General features: G+C 62.6%; 25 protein-coding genes and 1 pseudogene. 8 read left to right on the top strand and 18 right to left on the bottom strand.

Annotated features, from left to right (window positions below; genetic code table 11):
- The first annotated feature begins 11 nt into the window (after positions 1-11).
- The gene (locus CCX87_RS01255) at positions 12-911 is read left to right on the top strand and encodes a TPM domain-containing protein (RefSeq protein ID WP_087748110.1); all 900 of its coding nucleotides are present in this window, start codon (positions 12-14) and stop codon (positions 909-911) included.
- Positions 912-913: 2 nt separating this feature from the next.
- Entirely contained in the window at positions 914-1,438 is a 525-nt protein-coding gene (locus tag CCX87_RS01250; RefSeq protein WP_087743142.1) for a TPM domain-containing protein, read from the top strand.
- 257 nt (positions 1,439-1,695) lie between these two features.
- On the opposite strand, the pseudogene CCX87_RS21610 reads toward CCX87_RS01250, so the two are convergent.
- The 13 genes and pseudogenes from CCX87_RS21610 to CCX87_RS01190 all read right to left on the bottom strand — a co-directional run.
- Positions 1,696-1,827, bottom strand: a pseudogene (locus CCX87_RS21610) (group II intron maturase-specific domain-containing protein); the annotation flags it as partial.
- Positions 1,828-1,907: 80 nt separating this feature from the next.
- The gene (gene istB, locus CCX87_RS01240; protein ID WP_060983853.1) at positions 1,908-2,672 is read right to left on the bottom strand and encodes an IS21-like element helper ATPase IstB; all 765 of its coding nucleotides are present in this window, start codon (positions 2,670-2,672) and stop codon (positions 1,908-1,910) included.
- Positions 2,669-4,309 carry an IS21 family transposase gene (istA, locus tag CCX87_RS01235; RefSeq protein ID WP_087743140.1) on the bottom strand — a complete coding sequence of 547 codons (1,641 nt, stop codon included), beginning with the start codon at positions 4,307-4,309 and terminating at the stop codon, positions 2,669-2,671. Before istA ends, istB begins: the two co-directional genes overlap by 4 nt.
- Before the next feature lie 213 nt (positions 4,310-4,522).
- Positions 4,523-4,738 (bottom strand): hypothetical protein, encoded by a 216-nt coding sequence (locus CCX87_RS20615; protein ID WP_143218409.1) that lies wholly within the window; start codon positions 4,736-4,738, stop codon positions 4,523-4,525.
- A 494-nt stretch (positions 4,739-5,232) separates the two neighbouring features.
- A complete protein-coding gene (locus CCX87_RS01230) occupies positions 5,233-5,649 on the bottom strand; it encodes a F0F1 ATP synthase subunit epsilon (protein ID WP_087748109.1) in 417 nt (138 codons plus the stop codon).
- A gap of 75 nt (positions 5,650-5,724) precedes the next feature.
- The gene (gene atpD / locus CCX87_RS01225) at positions 5,725-7,155 is read right to left on the bottom strand and encodes a F0F1 ATP synthase subunit beta (protein ID WP_087743138.1); all 1,431 of its coding nucleotides are present in this window, start codon (positions 7,153-7,155) and stop codon (positions 5,725-5,727) included.
- 35 nt (positions 7,156-7,190) lie between these two features.
- Entirely contained in the window at positions 7,191-8,057 is an 867-nt protein-coding gene (gene atpG / locus CCX87_RS01220) for a F0F1 ATP synthase subunit gamma (protein ID WP_087743137.1), read from the bottom strand.
- Between the two features lie 18 nt (positions 8,058-8,075).
- Positions 8,076-9,629, bottom strand: a complete 1,554-nt coding sequence (gene atpA, locus CCX87_RS01215; protein WP_087743135.1) for a F0F1 ATP synthase subunit alpha — start codon at positions 9,627-9,629, stop codon at positions 8,076-8,078.
- Between the two features lie 42 nt (positions 9,630-9,671).
- The gene (locus tag CCX87_RS01210; protein ID WP_087743133.1) at positions 9,672-10,214 is read right to left on the bottom strand and encodes a F0F1 ATP synthase subunit delta; all 543 of its coding nucleotides are present in this window, start codon (positions 10,212-10,214) and stop codon (positions 9,672-9,674) included.
- A gap of 9 nt (positions 10,215-10,223) precedes the next feature.
- Positions 10,224-10,694: a F0F1 ATP synthase subunit B gene (locus CCX87_RS01205; RefSeq protein WP_024813794.1), complete on the bottom strand. Its 471-nt coding sequence runs from the start codon at positions 10,692-10,694 to the stop codon at positions 10,224-10,226.
- Positions 10,695-10,728: 34 nt separating this feature from the next.
- Positions 10,729-10,998 (bottom strand): F0F1 ATP synthase subunit C, encoded by a 270-nt coding sequence (gene atpE / locus CCX87_RS01200; RefSeq protein ID WP_007847749.1) that lies wholly within the window; start codon positions 10,996-10,998, stop codon positions 10,729-10,731.
- A 56-nt stretch (positions 10,999-11,054) separates the two neighbouring features.
- Positions 11,055-11,933, bottom strand: coding sequence for a F0F1 ATP synthase subunit A (gene atpB, locus CCX87_RS01195; RefSeq protein WP_087743131.1), 879 nt, complete (start codon positions 11,931-11,933; stop codon positions 11,055-11,057).
- 19 nt (positions 11,934-11,952) lie between these two features.
- Positions 11,953-12,426, bottom strand: a complete 474-nt coding sequence (locus tag CCX87_RS01190; protein WP_087743128.1) for an ATP synthase subunit I — start codon at positions 12,424-12,426, stop codon at positions 11,953-11,955.
- A 273-nt stretch (positions 12,427-12,699) separates the two neighbouring features.
- On the opposite strand from CCX87_RS01190, the gene CCX87_RS01185 reads away from it, so the two are divergent.
- The 4 genes from CCX87_RS01185 to CCX87_RS01170 all read left to right on the top strand — a co-directional run bounded on the left by CCX87_RS01185 (position 12,700) and on the right by CCX87_RS01170 (position 15,651).
- Complete coding sequence (locus CCX87_RS01185; RefSeq protein WP_087743123.1) at positions 12,700-13,017, top strand: YbeD family protein; 318 nt, start codon at positions 12,700-12,702, stop codon at positions 13,015-13,017.
- Positions 13,018-13,020: 3 nt separating this feature from the next.
- Positions 13,021-13,716 carry a lipoyl(octanoyl) transferase LipB gene (lipB, locus tag CCX87_RS01180; RefSeq protein WP_087743119.1) on the top strand — a complete coding sequence of 232 codons (696 nt, stop codon included), beginning with the start codon at positions 13,021-13,023 and terminating at the stop codon, positions 13,714-13,716.
- Positions 13,717-13,740: 24 nt separating this feature from the next.
- Positions 13,741-14,721, top strand: coding sequence for a lipoyl synthase (gene lipA, locus CCX87_RS01175; RefSeq protein WP_087743117.1), 981 nt, complete (start codon positions 13,741-13,743; stop codon positions 14,719-14,721).
- A gap of 96 nt (positions 14,722-14,817) precedes the next feature.
- Positions 14,818-15,651: a DMT family transporter gene (locus CCX87_RS01170; RefSeq protein WP_087743116.1), complete on the top strand. Its 834-nt coding sequence runs from the start codon at positions 14,818-14,820 to the stop codon at positions 15,649-15,651.
- 69 nt (positions 15,652-15,720) lie between these two features.
- Here the strand turns inward: CCX87_RS01170 and ptsP are convergent, their stop codons facing one another.
- The 4 genes from ptsP to CCX87_RS01150 form a co-directional block, all read right to left on the bottom strand.
- Positions 15,721-17,478 carry a phosphoenolpyruvate--protein phosphotransferase gene (gene ptsP, locus CCX87_RS01165; protein ID WP_087743114.1) on the bottom strand — a complete coding sequence of 586 codons (1,758 nt, stop codon included), beginning with the start codon at positions 17,476-17,478 and terminating at the stop codon, positions 15,721-15,723.
- Between the two features lie 98 nt (positions 17,479-17,576).
- Entirely contained in the window at positions 17,577-17,846 is a 270-nt protein-coding gene (locus CCX87_RS01160) for an HPr family phosphocarrier protein (protein WP_087743112.1), read from the bottom strand.
- Positions 17,815-18,264, bottom strand: coding sequence for a PTS sugar transporter subunit IIA (locus CCX87_RS01155; protein WP_087743110.1), 450 nt, complete (start codon positions 18,262-18,264; stop codon positions 17,815-17,817). Before CCX87_RS01155 ends, CCX87_RS01160 begins: the two co-directional genes overlap by 32 nt.
- An 84-nt stretch (positions 18,265-18,348) precedes the next feature.
- Positions 18,349-18,876, bottom strand: coding sequence for a hypothetical protein (locus CCX87_RS01150; RefSeq protein WP_087743107.1), 528 nt, complete (start codon positions 18,874-18,876; stop codon positions 18,349-18,351).
- A gap of 171 nt (positions 18,877-19,047) precedes the next feature.
- On the opposite strand from CCX87_RS01150, the gene CCX87_RS01145 reads away from it, so the two are divergent.
- Positions 19,048-19,551, top strand: coding sequence for a peroxiredoxin family protein (locus CCX87_RS01145; RefSeq protein WP_087743105.1), 504 nt, complete (start codon positions 19,048-19,050; stop codon positions 19,549-19,551).
- A 172-nt stretch (positions 19,552-19,723) separates the two neighbouring features.
- Complete coding sequence (locus CCX87_RS01140) at positions 19,724-20,215, top strand: GNAT family N-acetyltransferase (RefSeq protein ID WP_087743103.1); 492 nt, start codon at positions 19,724-19,726, stop codon at positions 20,213-20,215.
- Between the two features lie 62 nt (positions 20,216-20,277).
- Here CCX87_RS01140 and CCX87_RS01135 read toward each other — a convergent pair whose 3' ends face one another.
- On the bottom strand, positions 20,278-20,784 hold the full coding sequence (locus CCX87_RS01135) for a peroxiredoxin (protein ID WP_087748108.1): 507 nt from the start codon (positions 20,782-20,784) through the stop codon (positions 20,278-20,280).
- Positions 20,785-20,824: the final 40 nt, after the last annotated feature.

The raw sequence follows: 20,824 nt of genomic DNA, 5'->3' as shown, positions 1-20,824 counted from the left end.
TGGTCATTGCCATGTCTGTAGCTGCCATCCGCCTTGCGCTAGCAGTTATATCTTTTATAGCATTTGGAATTGGCACCGCATACGCCGACACCCTGCTAGCGGTTCCCGCGCTCACCGCCCGCGTGCTGGACCAGACCGGTACCCTGAAAGCCAGCCAGCTGCAGGCACTGGATCAGCAGCTGGCCGCACTCGAACAGTCCGAAGGCTCCCAAGTAGTGGTGCTGATGGTGGCCACCACGGCACCCGAGGACATCGCCAGCTATGCCAACCGCGTCGCCAACGCTTGGAAGATTGGCCGCCGCGAAGTCGGTGATGGTGTGTTGGTCCTCGTGGCCAAAGACGACCGCAAGATGCGCGTGGAGGTCGCCAAGACACTGGAAGGGGCCATTCCTGACATTGCCGCAGCCCGCATCATCGATACCGCCATGAAGCCGCGCTTTCGCGAAGGCGACTTTGCCGGCGGCCTGCAAGCCGCAGTCAGCCAGCTCTCCGCCCGCATTGCCGGCGAAGCCTTGCCCGAACCACAGGCACCTGCCCGCGCATCGGGCGCAAGCGATTCCATAGATTGGGCCGAATGGGCCATCTTCCTGTTTTTGGGGGTTGCGATGGCAGGCCCCTTGGTGCGCTCACTGTTCGGCAACGCACTCGGCACCGTGCTGACGGGCTCTATTGCCGCGGTGCTGGCTTATGTGGCCACGACCAGCATACTGTTGGCGGCATTGGCCGGCTTTGCGGCGTTGGTCTACACACTGCTCAGCGCCTCCTCCCGTGCAATGTCCAGCCGTGGGCGCGGTGGTGGATGGGGTGGCGGCACCGGTGGTGGGTGGAGCGGCGGGTCGCACGGAGGTGGCGGGTTCAGCTCCGGCGGCGGTGGCGATTTTGGGGGTGGTGGCGCCTCGGGAGACTGGTGACGATGACAGGCCCTTTTTCCTTCTTAGCAGGCGTTGCCCGCCTTTTTCGGCACCGCTGGAATGACCTTTTCGTGCGCGGTGCGCTGCCAACCAGCGCCCTGCAGCGCCTGACCACCCGCACCGCCGCCAGCGAACAGCGGCACACCGGACAGATCCGCATCTGCGTCGAAGGCGGTCTACCGTGGAGCTATCTGTACCGCAATGCCCCCGTCCGTGAGCGTGCTCTGATGATGTTCAGCAAGCTGCGCGTCTGGGACACCGAACAAAACAACGGGGTGCTCATTTACCTACTGCTGGCAGAACATTCGATCGACATCGTCGCCGATCGTGGACTGCACGCGCATGTTCACAACACCGAATGGCAGCAGATGGTTGCGCGCATGTCCTCAGCCTTCCGCGCGGGTCAGTTTGAACAAGGCCTGGGGCTGGCAGTAGATGAGGTGACTGATCTGCTGTGCCGCCATTTCCCCGCCGGTCCGGGCACCCAGCGCCCCAACGAATTACCTGACGAACCGCATATTTCATGAGCCTTGTGCGCCCCACAAGGCGCACACGCTTGGATTGTGCAGTGCATCGAGTAGGGTGAGGGGTTACCCCCTCAGCCCTCTCACACCACCGTACGTGCGGTTCCGCATACGGCGGTTCAAACAGAACGCTGGAGATGCTGATGGGTTGCCACCAGCGAGACCAGTCCGAGTCGGCTAAAGAACTTTGGCGGCAAGGCGGCTATCAGGTGCTTGGCCCCGGCATTCCACCACGGGCCGCGCCCATTGACGCTGGACTTTCAGGCACGCTGGGCGTCCAGCCCGAGGGCACGCATTTTCGATGCCTGCGTCTTCGGTCGCTTCCACTGTCGCCACACCAGACAGCGCAGTCGCCTTCGAACCCATGCATCCAATTCCTCGATTGGCCGACGACTCTGGGTAAGGCCCCGATGGCCAGGTCAAATTCCCCCACCCTTGGCCACCCCAAATTCCCCCAGGCAGGACGGTCGGATTATGACGACTCGGGCGTGATGGCGATGCGTGCGGCAGCCTCCTTGAGGCGGTAGCTCTTGCCCTCGAACTCCAGCATTGCGCAGCGGTGCATGAGGCGGTCCAGGATGGTGGTGGCCATGGTGGCGTCGCCCAGATATTTGCCCCAGTCCTGCACCACGCGGTTGGATGTGATGACGATGGAGCGGCGCAGCTTGTAGCGCTGGTGCACGATGGCCTGCAGCACCTCGGCTGCGTGCTCGCTGATGCGTCTGGCCAGGAACAGGTCATCGAGGATGATCAGGTCCGGTGAGACCCAGTCCTTGAGCAGCTCGGTGCGCTCTGAGTCGCTGGCCAACGCGTAGCGAGCAAACTCGGTGTCGGCTTCCAGGTAACGCGCGTCGTATCCCTGCAGCGTGGCCTGGTAGGCCACGGCCTTGGCCACATGGCTCTTGCCGGTACCGGGCTTGCCGATGATCAGCGCATTGGCGCCCTCGCCGATGAACTTCAGGGTATGCAACTCGAAGCAGGCGCTGCGCGGCAGCTTCGGGTTGAAACGCCAGTCGAAGTCAGCCAGCGAGGGCCGCTCATCCAGGCCCGAGCGCTTGAAGCGGCGCTCGGTCAGACGCGAGCGCCGGCGGTCCAGTTCGTCTTGCAGCATGGCCCCAAAGGTCTCCAGGAAGGGCTCCTGCGCGGCCTGGGCCTGCATCACGCGGGTGGACAGGGTCTCGGCAATGCCGGACAGACGCAGCTCGCGCAGCGCGCGTTCGATCTCGATCATGTTCATGGCTGAATTCCAGGTGCGTTGTTGGTGTTGTTGGTGGTGGTGTTCGCCGTGGCGGACTCGAGCGTGCTCGTGGCTGTGACGGCCGCAGCGTGCGCGAACAGATCGGCGTACTCATCGGCGTCGCGGATGAGCTCGTGCTGCTGGGTCAGCGTGCGCCCGCCGCCGGCGGGCGCACCGCTGGACTGGGTCTCGATGGCGTTGAGCGCCTGGGCAAAGATGGCCTCGGTCAAAGCCAGCACGCGCTTGTAGCTGTAAATCCCCTGCTCCAGGGCCTGTGCGCAGGCGGTGTCGACGCAGTGCGCTGGGTATCGCCTGGCCAGGCTGACGATGCCCCAGAGCTTGCGCTGGCCCACCCGACCCTCGATGGCAAAGAGCAGCTCACACAGCCGTTTGGCGTGCTCACCGATCTCGCCAGCCTGACGCAGGATCAGACGGGTCTCGCGCGAAGGATTGAATACCCGCTCCTCCATGGGCAGCACCACCGTGCCGGGGCGCTCGGCTTTGGCGTGGGTGCGCAGCAAGGCGCCGGTTTGCAGATCGCGGATCTCGATGCGCTGGGCATAGATGCGCACCAGCATCTTGGAGCCGATGTTCGCCGGGCGAGCGGCGTAGCTGCTGTGATCCACCCGCACGCAGCTGTCGTCGCAGACGGTGCGCACCGCCTCCTCGAAATACTGCATGCCCAGGAGCGGCAGAGGTTTGAGGTGGCTGCGCTCCTCCTCGAACATGGCCTGCACCTGGCGCCGCTCGGTGCCGTGGATGCGCTTGGCTGCCCAGCTCTTCTCCCAGTGCGCCAGGAACTCGTTCTGGGCCTCGATGGACTCAAAGCGCCGGCCCTTCAAGGCCGTGGCCTGGGTGTGGCCAATGGCATGCTCCACCGTGCCCTTGCGGTTGGGGTCTCGCACCCGCGCCGGGTCGGCCACCACGCCATAGTGCGCCAGGGTGGCGGCGTAGACTTTGTTGAGTTCGGGCTCGTACAGGTCGGGCTTGAAGACGCCTTCCTTCAGATTGTCCAGAACCACGTACTGCGGGCAGCCACCGAAGTACCGCAGAGCCTGCTCGTGCAACTCGGCCCAGATTTGCTGGCTGGACTTCCAGACCACGCAGCGGAAACTGGCGCGCGAGTAGCGCAGCGTGGCCACGAACAGGCGGGGCTTGCGGTACCGCTCGCTGCCCGGCACGCGGGTGGGCGCGCCCTCGCCGTAGTCCACCTGCATCTCCTCCCCAGGCAGAAAGGACAGGCGGTCGAACTGCTCGGGCTCCTTGTGGCGCAGCTTTGCACAGAAGCGTTTGACCGAGTTGTACTGACCAGTAAATCCGTGCTGGTCGACCAGGTCCTGGAAGATGGCCATGGCGTTGCGCTTCAGACGCAACTGGGCTTCGATGAACTCGCGCCAGGGTTCGCACAGGGAGGTGGCCACCGGCACAGCAGCCGGTGGCCAGGGTGGGGGAATTTGCTGGGCCGAGCCGGTGGCCACCCCGGGGGAATTTGACTGCAGTTGCTCCAGCCAGCGTTGGTGATAGCTCCTGACCGTCTTGCGGTCGATGCCCGTGATGCGGGCGATCTCGCGTTGCGATGTATTGCGCTCCAGCAGTGTCTCTATGGTGGCGCGTTGGTTGGACTTCAAGACATTCACTCCTTGGCCTTCCCTCGAGGAAGACCGGATCAATGTCCTGCCAACAGGTGCCGACGGCGCCGGCGTTTAACCCCTATCCCCGATCAGTTCAGGTGGGGGAGTTTGAGGTGGCCATAGACGGGGGAATTTGGGTGGCCATCAGGGGGGTAAGGCTACAGTAGTTTATCCAGCACTCAAAATCGGATTGAGCTTTTCGATGGTTTGAGGCAGTGACTAGCCCCGACCTTGGATGCACACGGTTCGCTCCGACTCTTTCAGGCGCTGGATGCTCGGCGTGGCGATGCGGATTTTGACGGACTGCTTGCCCGTGACACTGTACCCGAGGCACTTGCGCTGCGAGGGTTTCGCCACGGCGCTTTTGGCTTCGTTCACGGCGAGCTTGAGCCGGCTTGCAAGAAACCGCCTCACTTCTGCTTCATCAACTGCCATCGAGTCGCTTCGTCCCTACTTTCGTTTGTGCTTGTTCAGGCCTTCGGTGCCGGCTCTTGTTGGCTCTGCGCCTTGGCCCGCACCTACTGTGCCCTGTGCTGACTTCTGACCGGGCATCCCGTCACCACTCGGTGCCGGTAGCCCTCTCGGGCACCGCAGTCAGATCTCCCCGGGTATTGCGCACCCACCTTCACGCTTATGCCTGTCGGATATACGCCGCACCGTTCCGTGCAAGTTTCGGGCTTTGATGAATTGGGCCATCTCACCCCGATACGACGCCTCGTATCCGCTTCCTGTTCGTCAAGCCAGCGCTTTGCCATCCGGCTTCCTTCAGACTCGCAGTCGCCCGCAAAACCCTTGCCTTCGGCTAACTCTTCCCCTTACCGGGCGAGTAGAGGACTTTCACCTCCAGGTGGGTGCGCCCTGCCGGGCGCACCCATGAAAAAACCCGGCAAAGCCGGGTTTCTGGGGTGCGATCAACCGGGGAGGCTGATTTACCTCTTTTGGCGGTACTTGCGCAATGCGGCAATCTGTGCGGCCATCACAGCCAGTTCGGATTGCGCCTTGGCCAGATCGATCTCGCTCTTGGCATTTTTCAGCGCTTCTTCGGCAGCCGCCTTGGCGGCATTGGCCTTCTCGTCGTCCAAATCCTTGCCACGGATGGCGGTGTCGGACAACACGGTCACGCAGTCGGGCTGAATCTCCAGAATGCCACCGGCCACGAAAACAAACTCTTCGCTGCCATCGGCCATTTCAATGCGCACCGAGCCGGGCTTGATGCGCGTGATCAGCGGAGTGTGGCGTGGGTACACACCCAGTTCGCCCGCTTCACCGGGCAGCGCAATAAAGCGCGCTTCACCGGAGAAGATGGACTCTTCGGCACTGACCACATCAACGTGGATGGTGTTCATCATTGCTCCTGGGAAAAGATGGGTTGCTTGATCGGCGAAAGGCTGGCCGGCCGGAACCGGTCAGCCATTGCGCAATCAGGCCATCTTCTTGGCCTTCTCGAAGGCTTCGTCGATCGTGCCGACCATGTAGAACGCCTGCTCTGGCAGGTGATCGCACTCGCCAGCCACAATCATCTTGAAACCACGGATGGTTTCCGACAGTGGAACGTACTTGCCAGGCGAGCCCGTGAACACTTCGGCCACGTGGAACGGCTGCGACAGGAAACGCTGGATCTTGCGGGCGCGGGCCACGGCCAGCTTGTCTTCAGGCGCCAATTCGTCCATGCCCAGAATGGCGATGATGTCGCGCAGTTCCTTGTAGCGCTGCAGCGTGCCTTGCACGGCGCGGGCCGTGGCGTAGTGATCGTCACCAACCACAGCGGGATCGAGCTGGCGGCTGGTGGAGTCGAGCGGGTCCACGGCAGGGTAGATACCCAGCGAAGCGATGTCCCGCGAGAGCACCACGGTGGAGTCCAGGTGGGCAAAGGTCGTGGCAGGCGAGGGGTCGGTCAAGTCATCGGCTGGAACGTAAACGGCCTGGATGGAAGTGATCGAACCGACCTTGGTCGAGGTGATACGTTCTTGCAGGCGACCCATTTCCTCGGCCAGGGTAGGCTGGTAGCCCACGGCAGATGGCATACGGCCCAGCAGAGCGGACACTTCGGTACCGGCCAGCGTGTAGCGGTAGATGTTGTCCACGAAGAACAGCACGTCACGGCCTTCGTCACGGAAGGACTCGGCAATGGTCAGACCGGTCAGGGCCACGCGCAGACGGTTGCCTGGCGGCTCGTTCATCTGGCCGTACACCATGGCGACCTTGGAGTCCTCAAGCTTCTCCAGGTTCACCACGCCGGAATCGGCCATCTCATGGTAGAAGTCGTTCCCTTCGCGGGTACGCTCGCCCACACCGGCGAACACCGACAGACCGCTGTGGGCCTTGGCGATGTTGTTGATGAGTTCCATCATGTTCACGGTCTTGCCCACACCGGCGCCACCGAACAGACCCACCTTGCCGCCCTTGGCGAACGGGCAGACCAAATCAATCACCTTGATGCCGGTTTCCAGCAGCTCTTGCGATGGCGACAGTTCGTCGTATGCAGGGGCCTTGCGGTGGATGGAGGCGGTGAGTTCCTGGCTCACGGGGCCGCGCTCGTCGATGGGCGAGCCCAGCACGTCCATGATGCGGCCCAGCGTAGCCTTGCCCACGGGCACGGTGATGGAGTTGCCGGTGTTGGTCACCATGATGCCGCGGCGCAGGCCGTCGGAGGAACCGAGCGCAATGGTGCGCACGATGCCATCGCCCAGCTGCTGCTGCACTTCCAGCGTCAGGGAAGAACCTTCGAGCTTCAGAGCATCGTAAATCTTGGGCATCTGGTCGCGCGGGAACTCAACGTCCACCACAGCGCCGATACATTGAACAATCTTGCCCTGAACGCTTGCGTTCACTGGGGTATTTTCTTGAGCCATTTTTCTCGCTCCAATAATGTTGTATGTCGAGCTGCTTACACAGCGGCGGCGCCTGCAACGATTTCCGAAAGTTCTTTCGTAATCGCGGCCTGACGCGTCTTGTTGTAGACCAGCTTCAACTCACCAATGACGCTGCCGGCGTTGTCCGTTGCGGCTTTCATGGCCACCATGCGCGCCGATTGCTCGGACGCCATGTTTTCTGCAACAGCCTGATAAATCAGTGTCTCGACATAGCGCACCAGCAGCTCGTCGATCACGGTTTGTGCATCTGGCTCATAGAGGTATTCCCAGCCATGCACCTTTTCACCAGCCTGCATCTGCTCGGAAGACAGTGGAAGCAACTGTTCCACCACCGACTCTTGCTTCATGGTGTTGATGAACTTGGTGTAGCTCAGATACACCGCATTGATCTTGCCTTCTGCATAAGCATCCAACAGCACCTTGACAGGGCCAATCAGCTTGTCCAGATGTGGCGTATCGCCCAGACCCGTCACGTGAGAAACCACCTTGGCGCCCACCCGGTTGAGGAAACCGAAGCCCTTGTTGCCAATGGCCACTGTTTCCGCCGTGACACCCGCGTTTTGCAACTCGCGCAGCTTTGTCGTCACCGCACGCAGGATGTTGGTGTTCATGCCACCGCACAAACCCTTGTCCGTGGTCACCACGATGACGCCAGCCGCCTTGGCATCATTCACTTGCATGAATGGATGCACGTACTCAGGATGGGCCTTGCTGAGGTTGGCTGCAATGTTGCGGATCTTCTCGCTGTAGGGGCGGGCAGCACGCATCCGTTCCTGCGCCTTGCGCATTTTGGATGCGGCTACCATCTCCATGGCTTTGGTGATCTTCTTGGTGTTTTCCACCGATTTGATCTTGCCGCGTATTTCCTTGCCTGCTGCCATGATGGCTCCTCGTCCGGATTACGCGAACGTCTTCTTGAACGCGGCGATGGCTGCGGTCAATTCGGCTTCAGCATCCTTGTCCATGGCCTTGGCCTGCTCCAGCTTGGCAAGCAATGCGCCATGGCTGGTCTTGAGGAACTGGTGCAGGCCGTGTTCGAAGCCCAGAACCTTTTTGACGTCGATATCGTCCAGGAAACCCTTGTTCACAGCGAACAGCGTGGCACCCATCAACGAGATGGACAACGGGCTGTACTGGGCCTGCTTGAGCAGCTCGGTCACACGGGCACCGCGCTCGAGTTGCTTGCGGGTGGCTTCATCCAGGTCGGAGGCAAACTGCGCGAACGCAGCCAGTTCACGGTACTGGGCCAAGTCGGTACGGATACCGCCGGACAGGTTCTTGATCAGCTTGGTCTGGGCGGCACCACCGACGCGCGACACCGAGATACCGGCGTTGATGGCGGGGCGGATACCGGCGTTGAACAGGCTGGTTTCCAGGAAGATCTGGCCGTCGGTGATCGAGATCACGTTGGTTGGCACGAAAGCGGACACATCACCGGCTTGCGTTTCGATGATGGGCAGTGCGGTCAGCGAACCGGTCTTGCCCTTCACGGCACCCTTGGTGAAGGCTTCGACATAGTCGGCATTCACGCGGGCTGCACGCTCCAGCAGGCGGCTGTGCAGATAGAACACGTCGCCGGGATAGGCTTCGCGGCCTGGCGGGCGGCGCAGCAGCAGCGACACCTGGCGGTAAGCAACCGCTTGCTTGGACAGGTCGTCGTACACGATCAACGCGTCTTCACCGCGGTCGCGGAAGTACTCTCCCATGGTGCAGCCCGAGTAGGCCGAGACGTACTGCATGGCGGCCGATTCGGAAGCCGATGCGGCCACCACAATCGTGTATTCCATGGCACCGGCTTGTTCCAGTGCGCGCACCACGTTCTTGATCGACGAAGCCTTCTGACCGATGGCAACGTAGATGCAGGTCACGCCCTGGCCCTTCTGGGCAATGATGGCGTCGATAGCGACGGCCGTCTTGCCGGTCTGGCGGTCACCGATGATCAGCTCGCGCTGGCCACGGCCCACGGGCACCATCGAGTCGATGGACTTCAGGCCGGTTTGCAGGGGTTGGTCCACCGATTTACGGGCGATCACGCCCGGAGCGACCTTTTCGATCACGTCGGTAAGTTTGGCGTTGATGGGGCCCTTGCCATCGATCGGCTGGCCCAGGGCGTTCACCACACGGCCCACGAGTTCGGGACCCACCGGCACTTCCAGGATGCGGCCCGTGCACTTGACGGTGTCGCCTTCGGAGATGTGCTCGTACTCACCCAGAATCACGGCGCCGACGGAATCGCGCTCAAGGTTCAGTGCCAGGCCGTAAGTGGGCTGACCGTCCTTGGTGGCGGGAAACTCCAGCATTTCGCCTTGCATCACGTCCGACAGGCCATGAACGCGCACGATACCGTCAGACACGGACACCACGGTGCCCTGGTTGCGGATGTCGCTGCTGGCGGCCAGCCCTTCGATGCGGCTCTTGATGAGTTCAGAAATTTCTGCGGGATTGAGTTGCATGACTCTTTCCTTCTTTCTTTGGTTCGCGAAGACCTCGCCGCATTACGCGGTGAGGGCCGCTTTCATTTGTTCAAGACGGGCCTTGACCGAAGTGTCCAGCACCTCGTCACCCACCACTACGCGAATGCCACCGATCAGGGATTCGTCCTGCTGCACGGTGAGATTGAGCTTGCGGCCAAAGCGCTTTTCCAGCGCAACACCGACGTCAGCCAGTGCCGCGCCATCCATGGGGAAGGCGCTGAACACCACAGCATCCGAAAAACCATTGCGGCGGTTCACAAGGGCACGAAATTGATCTGCCACTTCGGGCAGCGCATCGATGCGCCTGTTGTCAATGACAGTGCGCAGGAAGTTTTTCGCCATTTCAGGCAGCGCAGACCGCGCTACACCCATGAAGACTTCAAACACCTGGTCTGCCGTCACCTTGGGGTTGTCCGCCAGCTGGCGCAACTGGGGGTTGGCGGCAATCGCCGCCAGTTCGTCCACCCAGGCAGTAATGCTGCCCAGATCGACGCCCGCACCCGCTGTAGCGGCCTTGAACAAGGCATCGGCGTAAGGGCGTGCAATGGTGGCGAGTTCTGCCATGTTGTCCCCTTACAGCTCGGTCTTCAGGCGGTTGAGCAGGTCGGCATGGACGCCAGCGTTGACTTCCTTGCGGAGAATCTGCTCGGCACCCTTGACGGCCAGTGCTGCCACCTGCTCACGCAGGGATTCGCGGGCCTGCACCGTCTGCTGCTCGGCTTCGGCGCGCGCAGCAGCAACGATCTTGTTGCCTTCCTCGGTGGCACGGGCCTTGGCCTCTTCCACGATGGCCTGGGCACGACGATCGGCGTCCGCAAGACGCGAGGCCGTTTCGTTGCGCGCCTGTGACAGTTCCTTTTCCACGCGCTGGTTGGCAGCGGTCAGTTCGGATTTGGCACGGTCGGCAGCGGCGAGGCCATCGGCGATTTTCTGGGCTCGCTCATCCAGCGCCTTCGCGATCGGCGGCCACACGAATTTCATCGTGAACCACACCAAGATCAGGAAGACAATGGCCTGAACGAACAGGGTCGCATTGATACTCACGGCAACACCTTTCTAGAGTGGCGTTGAACGGGAATTACTTGGGCAGGTTGGCCAAGAACGTCGAAGCGAAGGGGTTGGCGAATGCGAACAGCAGAGCGATAGCCACACCGATCAGGAAAGCCGCATCGATCAGACCAGCCAAGATGAACATCTTGGTTTGCAGTTCGTTGATCAGTTCAGGCTGGCGAGCCGACGATTCGAGGAACTTGCCGCCCATCAGTGCAATACCGATGGAGGCACCGATAGCGCCGAGACCAACGATCAGACCACAAGCCAGAGCGACGAGACCGAGAATGTTTTCCATGATGACTCCTGAGTTAAAAAAGAAAGGTTAAGGAAAGAAACAACGAAAGGGAAAGCTTAGTGGGCGCTGTGCGCCTGACCGAGGTAGATCAATGCCAGCATCATGAAAATGAAGGCCTGCAGTGTGATCACCAGAATGTGGAACAGCGTCCAGATGGTGCCAGCAATCACATGGCCCACAGGAAGCAGCACGCCCGACAGCGACAGCGCAGCCGCACCACCCATCAGGGCGATCAGCATGAACACCAGTTCGCCGGCATACATGTTGCCGAACAACCGCATGCCATGCGACACGGTGTTGGCGACATATTCAATGATCTGCATCAGCAGGTTCACCACGCCCAGAATCAGGGCAAAGATGGGGTTCTTGCTGGTGCCGAACGGAGCGGACACGAGTTCGTGTGCCCAGCCACCAGCACCCTTGACCTTGACGCTGTACCAGAAGCGCAGAATCAGCACGGCGAAAGCAAGGCCGAGCGTCGTGGACAGGTCGGCGGTCGGCACGACGCGCAGATAGGCATGGCTGGGATCATGCCCGGCAGCGCCATAGATCTGGCCCCAGATGGCGGGCAGCAGATCCACGGGCAGCATATCCATGAAATTCATCAGGAAGATCCAGACGAACACCGTAAGCCCCAGGGGCGCAATGAACTTGCGGCTCTCGGCGTTGTGGATGTTGGCCTTGGCCTGGTTATCCACCATTTCGACCAGAATTTCCACAGCCGCCTGGAAACGGCCAGGAACACCCGAGGTTGCCTTGCGGGCGGCCGACCACAGAATCAAAAGCGTGAGAGCACCCAGCACCAGCCCCACGATGATGGAGTCATAGTTGAAGACAGTGAAGTCAACAATCTTGGTCTGGTTGATGTTTTGAAGATGCTGCAGGTGGTGAACGATGTATTCACTTGCAGTCGGAGCGTGCGCTTCTGCGGCCATCGGACAACTCTTCTCTATATCAATCGGTTTTTCGAACACCAGGCCGCACCAACAGTGCCACCCAGTACGTTTTCATTGCGATCACCATACCCGCCAGCAGAGCGATCCAGCTCAATTCCGGCACCAGCCGAGGTGCCGCCGCCAGCAGCGCCACCGTCAACACGATCTTGGCGATTTCCCAGCCAAAGAACCCCACCATGGCGGCACGCGGATTGGCAGACGCCTTGTGGCGCAGCACACCACGGGCAAACAGCGCAGCCGGAGCCACCACCGCCAAAGCACCGTAGGCTGCAGACCAACCCACCGATGCCCTGCCCGTCCACACCCAGGCCACCAGGGCCACCAGCGTTCCGACCAGCGCCTGACCCGCCACCACCTTCCACACCGAGATGGGAGGGTTGCGACTGCGCCACTGCTCAGCCTCTTGGGCCGTCAGGGGCTTGAAGTCAGATTCTTCAGCCTCAGTTTCAATCTCAGGCGCGATTGTTTTCATTGTTGAATGACGCCCGCGTTACAGACCGGAACTTTCACAAAGCCTCTAATTATAAGTACAAACCCGTGACAAACGGCAAAGACCCGCAATGTCGTGGCGAAAGTGGTGCGTGCGCTGCCCGGTTGTAGCCAACGGCCAACGACGCACGGCGCAAAAAGTCCGCCTTTCTGCACCGTCATGATGCACGGGCACCTCGAGAACATCTTGCCTCCAGCAGGCTTTGCCGCACAATGGCAAAGCGTCCATAGCTATTAAAAACGAAGCAAACGAACCATGACCACCCCCCCGATTCCGGCAGCCAACGGCAGCACATCATCAGCCGAGGGTCCCCGCAAGGACTCGCTGATCGAATATCCATCCCGGTTTCCCATCAAGGTCATGGGCGCCAAGGTGGACGGCTTTGTGCATGCGGTCACCGAGGTGGCCCGCCAGTTTGACCCGACCTTCGATGCGGCCACGATTGAGCTGCGCGACAGCCGTGCAGGCAACTACCTCGGCGTCACCATCACCATCACCGCCACCAGCCGCGAGCAGCTCGATGGCCTGTACCGTGCGCTGTCGTCCCACCCACTGGTGAAAGTGGTGCTGTAAGGCATGGCCATCGACATTCGCACGCTGGGGCGGGTCGATTACGCCGCCACCGTGCAGGCCATGCAGGACTACACGGCGAATCGCACGCCAGAGAGTCCCGATGCGCTCTGGATATGTGAGCACGCACCGCTTTACACGCAAGGGCTAGCAGGCAAAAGCGATCACATCCTGCACCCTGGCGACATTCCCGTGCTCGCCACCAACCGCGGCGGGCAGGTCACCTTCCATGGCCCCGGGCAGGTGGTTGCATACCCGCTGATCGACCTGCAGCGCGCCGGCTACTTCGTCAAGGAATACGTTTACCGCGTGGAAGAGGCCGTGATCCGCACGCTGGCGCACTTTGGCGTTACTGGCCACCGCGTGGGCGGCGCACCGGGGATCTATGTGCGCCTGGATGACCCGCACAGCCACGCCCTGCTGCCCCAGCGCCCGCAAAAGCGCATGGGCAATGAAGCACCGATACCCGACTTCGATGGTCTGGGCAAAATTGCGGCACTGGGCATCAAGGTCAGCCGGCACTGCACCTACCACGGCGTGGCGCTCAATGTGGCGATGGACCTCGAACCCTATGAACGCATCAACCCTTGCGGTTACGCAGGATTGAAAACGGTGGACCTTTCTACAATCGGGGTCCACACCACCTGGGACGAAGCCGCGCAGGTGCTGGGCCAGCAGCTCAGCATTCGCCTGGTGCCTTGAACCCCTCTACGCCGCCTACACCCCATGAGCACCCCTGAAGTCGTCCGCGAAGCGCAATCCGCCGAAACCTACAACCCACTGGCAAAGCAGAAGGCAGCGGCCAAGCTGTCGCGCATTCCCATCAAGGTGGAACAAGGCGAGGTACTCAGGAAGCCCGAATGGATCCGCGTGAAAGCGGGCAGCCCCACCACGCGCTTTTACGAGATCAAGGACATCCTGCGCGAGCACAAGCTGCACACCGTCTGCGAAGAAGCGTCGTGCCCCAACATCGGCGAATGCTTTGGCAAGGGCACGGCCACCTTCATGATCATGGGCGACAAGTGCACGCGCCGCTGCCCCTTCTGCGACGTGGGCCACGGCCGCCCCGATCCGCTCGACAAGGACGAGCCGCTGAACCTGGCCAAGACCATTGCCGCACTCAAGCTCAAATACGTGGTGATCACCAGCGTGGACCGCGACGACCTGCGCGATGGCGGCAGCGGCCACTTTGTGGAGTGCATCCAGAACATCCGCGAACTCTCGCCCCAGACGCAAATCGAGATTTTGGTGCCCGACTTCCGCGGCCGCGACGACCGCGCCCTGGAGATCCTGAAAGCCGCCCCGCCCGACGTGATGAACCACAACCTGGAAACCGCGCCCCGCCTGTACAAGGAAGCGCGCCCCGGCTCCGACTACCAGTTCAGCCTGAACCTGCTGAAAAAGTTCAAGGCCCTGCACCCCAATGTGCCTACCAAGAGCGGCATCATGGTCGGCCTGGGCGAGACAGACGACGAGATCCTGCAGGTGATGCGCGACATGCGGTCGCACAACATCGACATGCTGACCATCGGCCAGTACCTGGCGCCCAGCAACAGCCACCTGCCGGTGCGCCGCTACGTGCACCCCGACACCTTCAAGATGTTCGAGGAAGAGGCCTACAAAATGGGCTTCAGCCATGCCGCCGTGGGCGCCATGGTGCGCAGCAGCTACCACGCCGACCAGCAAGCGCACGCCGCCGGCGTGTAAATCCAGCGCAGCGACGCCCACTGGTTGCGAGCCGACCGGCGCTGCCTGCGCCGCCACCCAGCCCGACGCAGCGCGGCGCCCGCCTATAGTCAGCGCATGCAAGCCAATCTGTACGCCTTGGGCGCCATCGCCCTGTGGGCCTCGCTCGCCTCGTTGGGCGTTTCGCTCACGCACATTCCGCCATTCCTGCTCACGGGCATCGCACTCATCATCGGCAGCGTGCCTGCATGGCCTTTTGTGCTGCGCGATCCCTCGCAATGGCGCATTCCCGCGCGCACGCTGGCGCTGGGCGTGTATGGCCTGTTTGCGTACCACTTCCTGCTGTTCATCGCGCTGCGCCATGCCCCGCCGGTCGAGGCCAACCTGGTCAACTACCTGTGGCCGCTGTTCATCGTGGTGCTGGCACCGGTGGTGCTGCCCGGCGTGGCACTGCGCCTGCCGCATGTGCTGGCCGCACTGCTCGGTTTTGCCGGCGCGGCAATTGCCATGGCGGGTGGGCGTGAACTCAGCGGCACGCTCGCCTGGGGCTATCTGCCCGCCCTCGCCGCCGCCTTTATCTGGGCCACCTACTCGCTGCTGACCAAGCGCGTGGCGGTCTTCCCCACCACGGCCATTGGTCTGTTCGGGCTGGTGTCGGGCGTGCTGTCGCTGCTGTGCCATGTGGTGCTGGAGCCGGCCGTGTCGCTGCAGGCGCGCGACTGGGCACTGCTGGCCGTGCTGGGCCTGGGCCCGCTGGGCGCGTCGTTCTTTCTGTGGGACAAGGCGCTCAAGCTCGGGGATGCGCGGCACATCGGCATCCTGAGCTACCTCACGCCGCTGGCCTCCACTGCGCTGCTGCTGGTGGTAAGCGACCGACCGTTCAGCTGGAGCATCGCCGTCGCCACGGCCATGATCATCAGCGCCGCCGTGATGGGCATGCGTGCCCGCTGATGAATTTGAACCAAATAGGCCTCTAGCGCCCGTCCATCAAGCGTAAGCAGCTATCTAATCAATAGCAAATCAAATCATCAGCGAGGCCGCCGGAAGTTCGTCGCCTGTAAGCACCTGCTGCGCCCACGAGGCCAGCTTGCGCGTGTCGGCCCGCAAGATCTCCTGCTTCACGGCAAGGATCTGCGCCGGATGCATGGAAAAACTGCGCAAGCCCAGTCCGAGCAACAGGCGCGTCATGGTCACGTCACCGGCGGTTTCACCGCACACGCACACGCTCTTGCCCTGGCGCTCGCCCTCGGCGATCACGTCGGCCACCAGGCGCAGCACGGCGGGGTGCAAGGGGTCATACAGGTGTGCCACGGCTTCGTCGGCCCGGTCAATGGCCAGGGTGTACTGGATGAGGTCATTGGTGCCGATGGACAGAAAGTCGAAATACCGCAGAAAGCTGCGCACCATCAGCGCGGCTGCGGGCACCTCGATCATGGCACCGAGCTCGACCGGACCATAGGGCACGCCCCGTGCATCCAGCTCGGCACGCGCCAGCTCGACCTGGGCCAGCGTCTGCTCGATTTCGTGCAGGTGCGCCAGCATCGGGAACAACAGCTTGACCTTGCCATAGGCCGCGGCGCGCAACACGGCACGCAGCTGGTTGCGGAACATCGACGGATCGGCCAGGCTCCAGCGGATGGCGCGCAAGCCCAGCGCCGGGTTCAGGTGCGTGTCCTTGAAGCCTTTGTCGAGCGGCTTGTCGGCGCCCACGTCGATGGTGCGGATGGTGACCGGCAGGCCCTGCATGCCATCAATAGCCTCGCAGTACGCGCGGTATTGTTCGTCTTCGTCGGGCAAATTGCCGTTTTTTCCCATAAACAGGAATTCGCTGCGGAACAGCCCCACACCCACGGCGCCAGCGCGCACGGCGGCCGCGGCATCGCCGGGCTGCTCGATGTTGGCCAGCAGCTCCACCTTGTGGCCGTCGAGCGTGACCGCGGGCGTGTGGCGCAGGCGCGCCAGGCGCTCGCGCTCCAGATCAATCTGGCGCTGGCGAAAGCCGTATTCGGCCAGGATGATAGGCGAGGGATCGACAATCATCACCCCGGCATCGCCGTCGATGATGACCCAGTCGTCCTGGCGCACCAGCTGGCTGGCCGAACGCGCCCCCACCACGGCCGGAATGTCCATGCTGCGCGCCACGATAGCGGTGTGCGAGGTCTTGCCGCCCACATCGGTCACGAAGCCGGCGAACACGCTTTGCTTGAACTGCAGCATGTCGGCCGGCGACAGGTCGTGCGCCACCAGCACCAAGGGCACATCCACCGTGTCGTCGAGCAGCAGGTCTTGCTGGGTCTTGCGGCGCGGGCTGCTGGCCGGCGGCGCCACGGGGCTGGCCACGCCCTTCATGTAGCGCAGGATGCGTTCGACCACCTGCTCCAGGTCGGCCTTGCGCTCGCGCAGGTATTCGTCTTCCATCTCGTCGAACTGGCGCGCGATCAGTTCGAACTGCGTGGTCAGCGCCCATTCGGCGTTGTACAGGCGCTCGGAAATCCAGTGCTTGACCCCGCCAGTGAGCATCTCATCCTGCAGCAGCATGAGATGCACGTCCAGCAGCGCAGTCAGCTCAGGTGGCGCATCGGGCGGCATGTCGGCCTGCAGGCGCTGCAATTCCTCGGCCACCGCGTTGCGCCCCTGGCGCACCCGCTCGACTTCCGCCAGCACCTGCTCGGGCTGGATGAAATAGTGCGCCACATCCACGCGGCTCGAAGCCACCAGCACGGCCCGGCCAATGGCGATGCCCCGGGCAACCGCAAGACCGTGGACGGAAAACGTCATCGAAGATCCTTTTCTGGCAACTGTTCTACCACCGCGTCAGCCCAGGCGCATCGCGCCGGGCCAGCACCCCGCGCGATCGGCACGCACGGCAGCCAAGATCACTCGCCCTCGCCGAACTTGTCGGCAATCAACGCAAGCAGTGCATCCATGGCCTCCTGCTCGCGCTCGCCAATGGTCTCGATTTCCACCTCGGTGCCCATGCCGGCGGCCAGCATCATCACGCCCATGATGCTCTTGGCGTTGATGCGGCGCTCGCCCCGGCTCATGAAAACATCGCAGGGGAAACTGCCCGCCAGCTTGGTCAGCTTGGCCGACGCCCGGGCATGCAGGCCCAGCTTATTGTTGATGGTTGTACGGGTCTTGGTCATGGGAGTTTCGTCGAATCTGGTTCTGCGGCGCCGCAATGGCCACCTGCATCACACCCTGGGTGCCGCCCACCACGGCGCGCGATACCACGGCATCCAGGGGTTCAGCCCGGTAGCTCACGGCACGCAGCAGCATGGGCAGGTTCACCCCCGCCACCAGGCGCGAGCCAACGCCGTCCACCAGGCGCTGGGCGATATTGCAGGGCGTGGCGCCAAACAAGTCGGTCAGCACCAGCGTGGAATGGATGCCCAGCTGCTCCAGCAGGCCGTGCGCCTGCGCCAGGCTGTCTTCAGGGGCCGCGTGGGGCTGCACGTCCAGCGCCGCCACGCTGTCGCCACAGTCGGCAAACACATGCAGCGCGCATTCGCGCAAGGCATGCGCCAGCGGGGCGTGGGCAATGATGAGAATGCTGGTGCTCATGGTGTGATGGTTTGCCTTGCATTATGGCGGCCCAAAACGCTGCCGCCACAGTCCGGCCGCGGGCGGTGCGCGGCTGCAACAGGCTCATTGAAGACTCAGGCCGGCAAAAAGGGCGTCGGCCACGTCGGGCCGGGGCTTGGCGGTGTACACCACCGCGTGGTACAGCCGCACTTGCGGGCCCACCGCGCGCGCAAACCACACACCCTGCACGGTGACGGGCGTGCCATCCGCGCGCCGGCCCTGCGCCACCAGACGCACCGACGATGGCTGCGGCAGCATGCCCGGCCGGGCAAACGGCTGCTCGGAGAGCACGGTGGTGGCCCCCACGCGGGCCAGCACGGCAGCCCGCCAATGCGCCAGCGCAGCATCGGCCCGGGCGGGATCGGGCAGTGCGGCAGACGACACGGCAAAGGTGGCGTTGTCGGCTTCGCAGCCTGCCATGGCCAGTTCCACCGGCGCACCGGCCATTTCCACGGTGCGCGTGGCATGGTCGGGCTTGCACGGCAGGGTGGCAATGAGCGCGGCACCGTCGAGCGGCACGCTGCGCCAGTTCAGGGCGGGGCTGCAGGCGGCCAGCAGCAGGGCGACGGGCCAGGTCAATGTCCAGTTCATGGCCCGATTATGGGCAGTGGCATGCAGCGGCGCGGCGCCATGCCCCGCCCGAGCGAACTTTTATGGCCGTACGAAGTCTCTTTTAAATGGTCACACGGGGCGACAGGATGGGCAGGGAGTCCTGCACAATGCAGCCTTGGGCGTGGCCCACAGTTTTTGGATGAGGATGTCATGGGTATCAAGCATTGGGCGGTGGGCGCCGCATTGGTGGCTTTTGTCGGCGTGGGTGCGTGGGTGTATCTGGACGCCGGGCGTTCTGCGGCGCCCGAATCCACGTTCGTGCTGCTGGACGGCTCGCGCCAAACCACTGCCGATCTGCGCGGCAAGGTCACGCTGGTGAATTTCTGGGCCACCAGCTGCACCACCTGCGTGGCCGAGATGCCCGAAATCATCGCCACCCACAACAAATACCACGCCCAGGGCTTTGACACCCTGGCCGTGGCCATGAGCTACGACCCGCCCAGCTACGTGGTGAACTTTGCCGAATCGCGCAAGCTGCCGTTCAAGGTGGCGCTCGACAACACGGGCGCGGCAGCGAAGGCCTGGGGCGACGTGCGCCTGACGCCCTCGACGTTCATCGTCAACAAGCGCGGCGAGATTGTGAAAAGCTATGTCGGGGCCCCCGACTTTCCGGAACTGCACCGGCTGATCGAAAAACTGCTGGCAGAAACCTGATTCACTGCCATCGATAGTTGCCCCGCAGGCTTTGGTCGTGCGTGCGGCCTGCGCCGCAACATCCTGATGGTGGGCACGGGTTGGGAGCTCCGGGTTGGGCTCAGGCCTTCATGCAGTGCTGCCTGCAGGCCAGTGCCGCTACACTGTTCTTTTGCATCAGCCCGCTTGCGTTGTGGAAAAGCTACCTGTCACCCTGCTGACCCCGTCCCAGCCCCATGAGCTGGAGGCGGTGCGAGCCATCTTCCGGGAGTATGCCGACAGCCTGGATGTCGATTTGTGCTTTCAGGATTTCGAAACCGAACTGGCGCAGTTGCCTGGAGAGTACGCAGCACCGCGCGGGCATTTGCTGCTGGCCGAGGTGGACGGTGCCATTGCCGGCTGCTGCGCCTTGCGCCCGATGGACACAGCAGACTACCCCAACGCCGCCGAAATGAAACGCCTGTATGTGCGCAAGGCGTTTCGGGGCTTTGGCCTGGGCCGGCAGCTGGCCGAGGCCGCGCTGGATGCGGCGCGGCAGGCCGGATACGCCTGCGTGCTGCTCGATACGCTGGACGAAATGGAGTCCGCGCGGGCCTTGTATGGCGACCTCGGCTTCGAGGAAATTCCGCCCTACTATCACAACCCCATTGCCGGGGCGCATTACCTCAAGGCGGACATTCTTTGAGTCAAATAGGCTGCAAGCGCTTATATATAAAGCGCCTGCAGCTATTTATTTTATAGCAACCATCAAGCCTTGGCTTGCGCCAGCAACGTATCGGCATCGCTCACGGCGAACTGCCCGGGGGCTTCCACATTGAGCGTAACGACCTTGCCGTCGCGCACCAGCATCGAATAGCGGTTACTGCGCAGACCGAGCCCCTTGCCCGTCAGATCCAGCGTCAGGCCCGTGGCCTTGGCAAAGGCGGCATCGCCGTCGCCGAGCATGCGCACCTTGCCATCGGTCTTCTGGTCGCGCGCCCAGGCACCCATCACAAAGGCATCGTTGACGCTCAAGCACCAGATCTCGTCCACGCCCGCCGCCTTGAACTCCGCCGCCTTCGCCACATAGCCGGGCACATGCTGGGCAGAACAGGTGGGGGTGAAGGCACCCGGCAGGGCAAACAGCGCAATGGTCTTGCCGGCGGTGGCCTTGTCCACGGGCACGGCGTTCGGGCCGATGCTGCAACCTTCGCCCTCCACTTCCGAGTATTCCATCAGGGTGGTGGCGGGCAGGGTATCACCGACTTTGATCATGTTCATCTCCAAAAGGCTGAGGAAATTCCGCCGGGGTGCA

Source organism: Acidovorax sp. T1, assembly GCF_002176815.1.
Taxonomy (GTDB): Bacteria; Pseudomonadota; Gammaproteobacteria; order Burkholderiales; family Burkholderiaceae_C; genus Acidovorax.
Note: the sequence above shows the minus strand (reverse complement) of the source record. Positions and strands in the feature narration are given on the sequence as shown.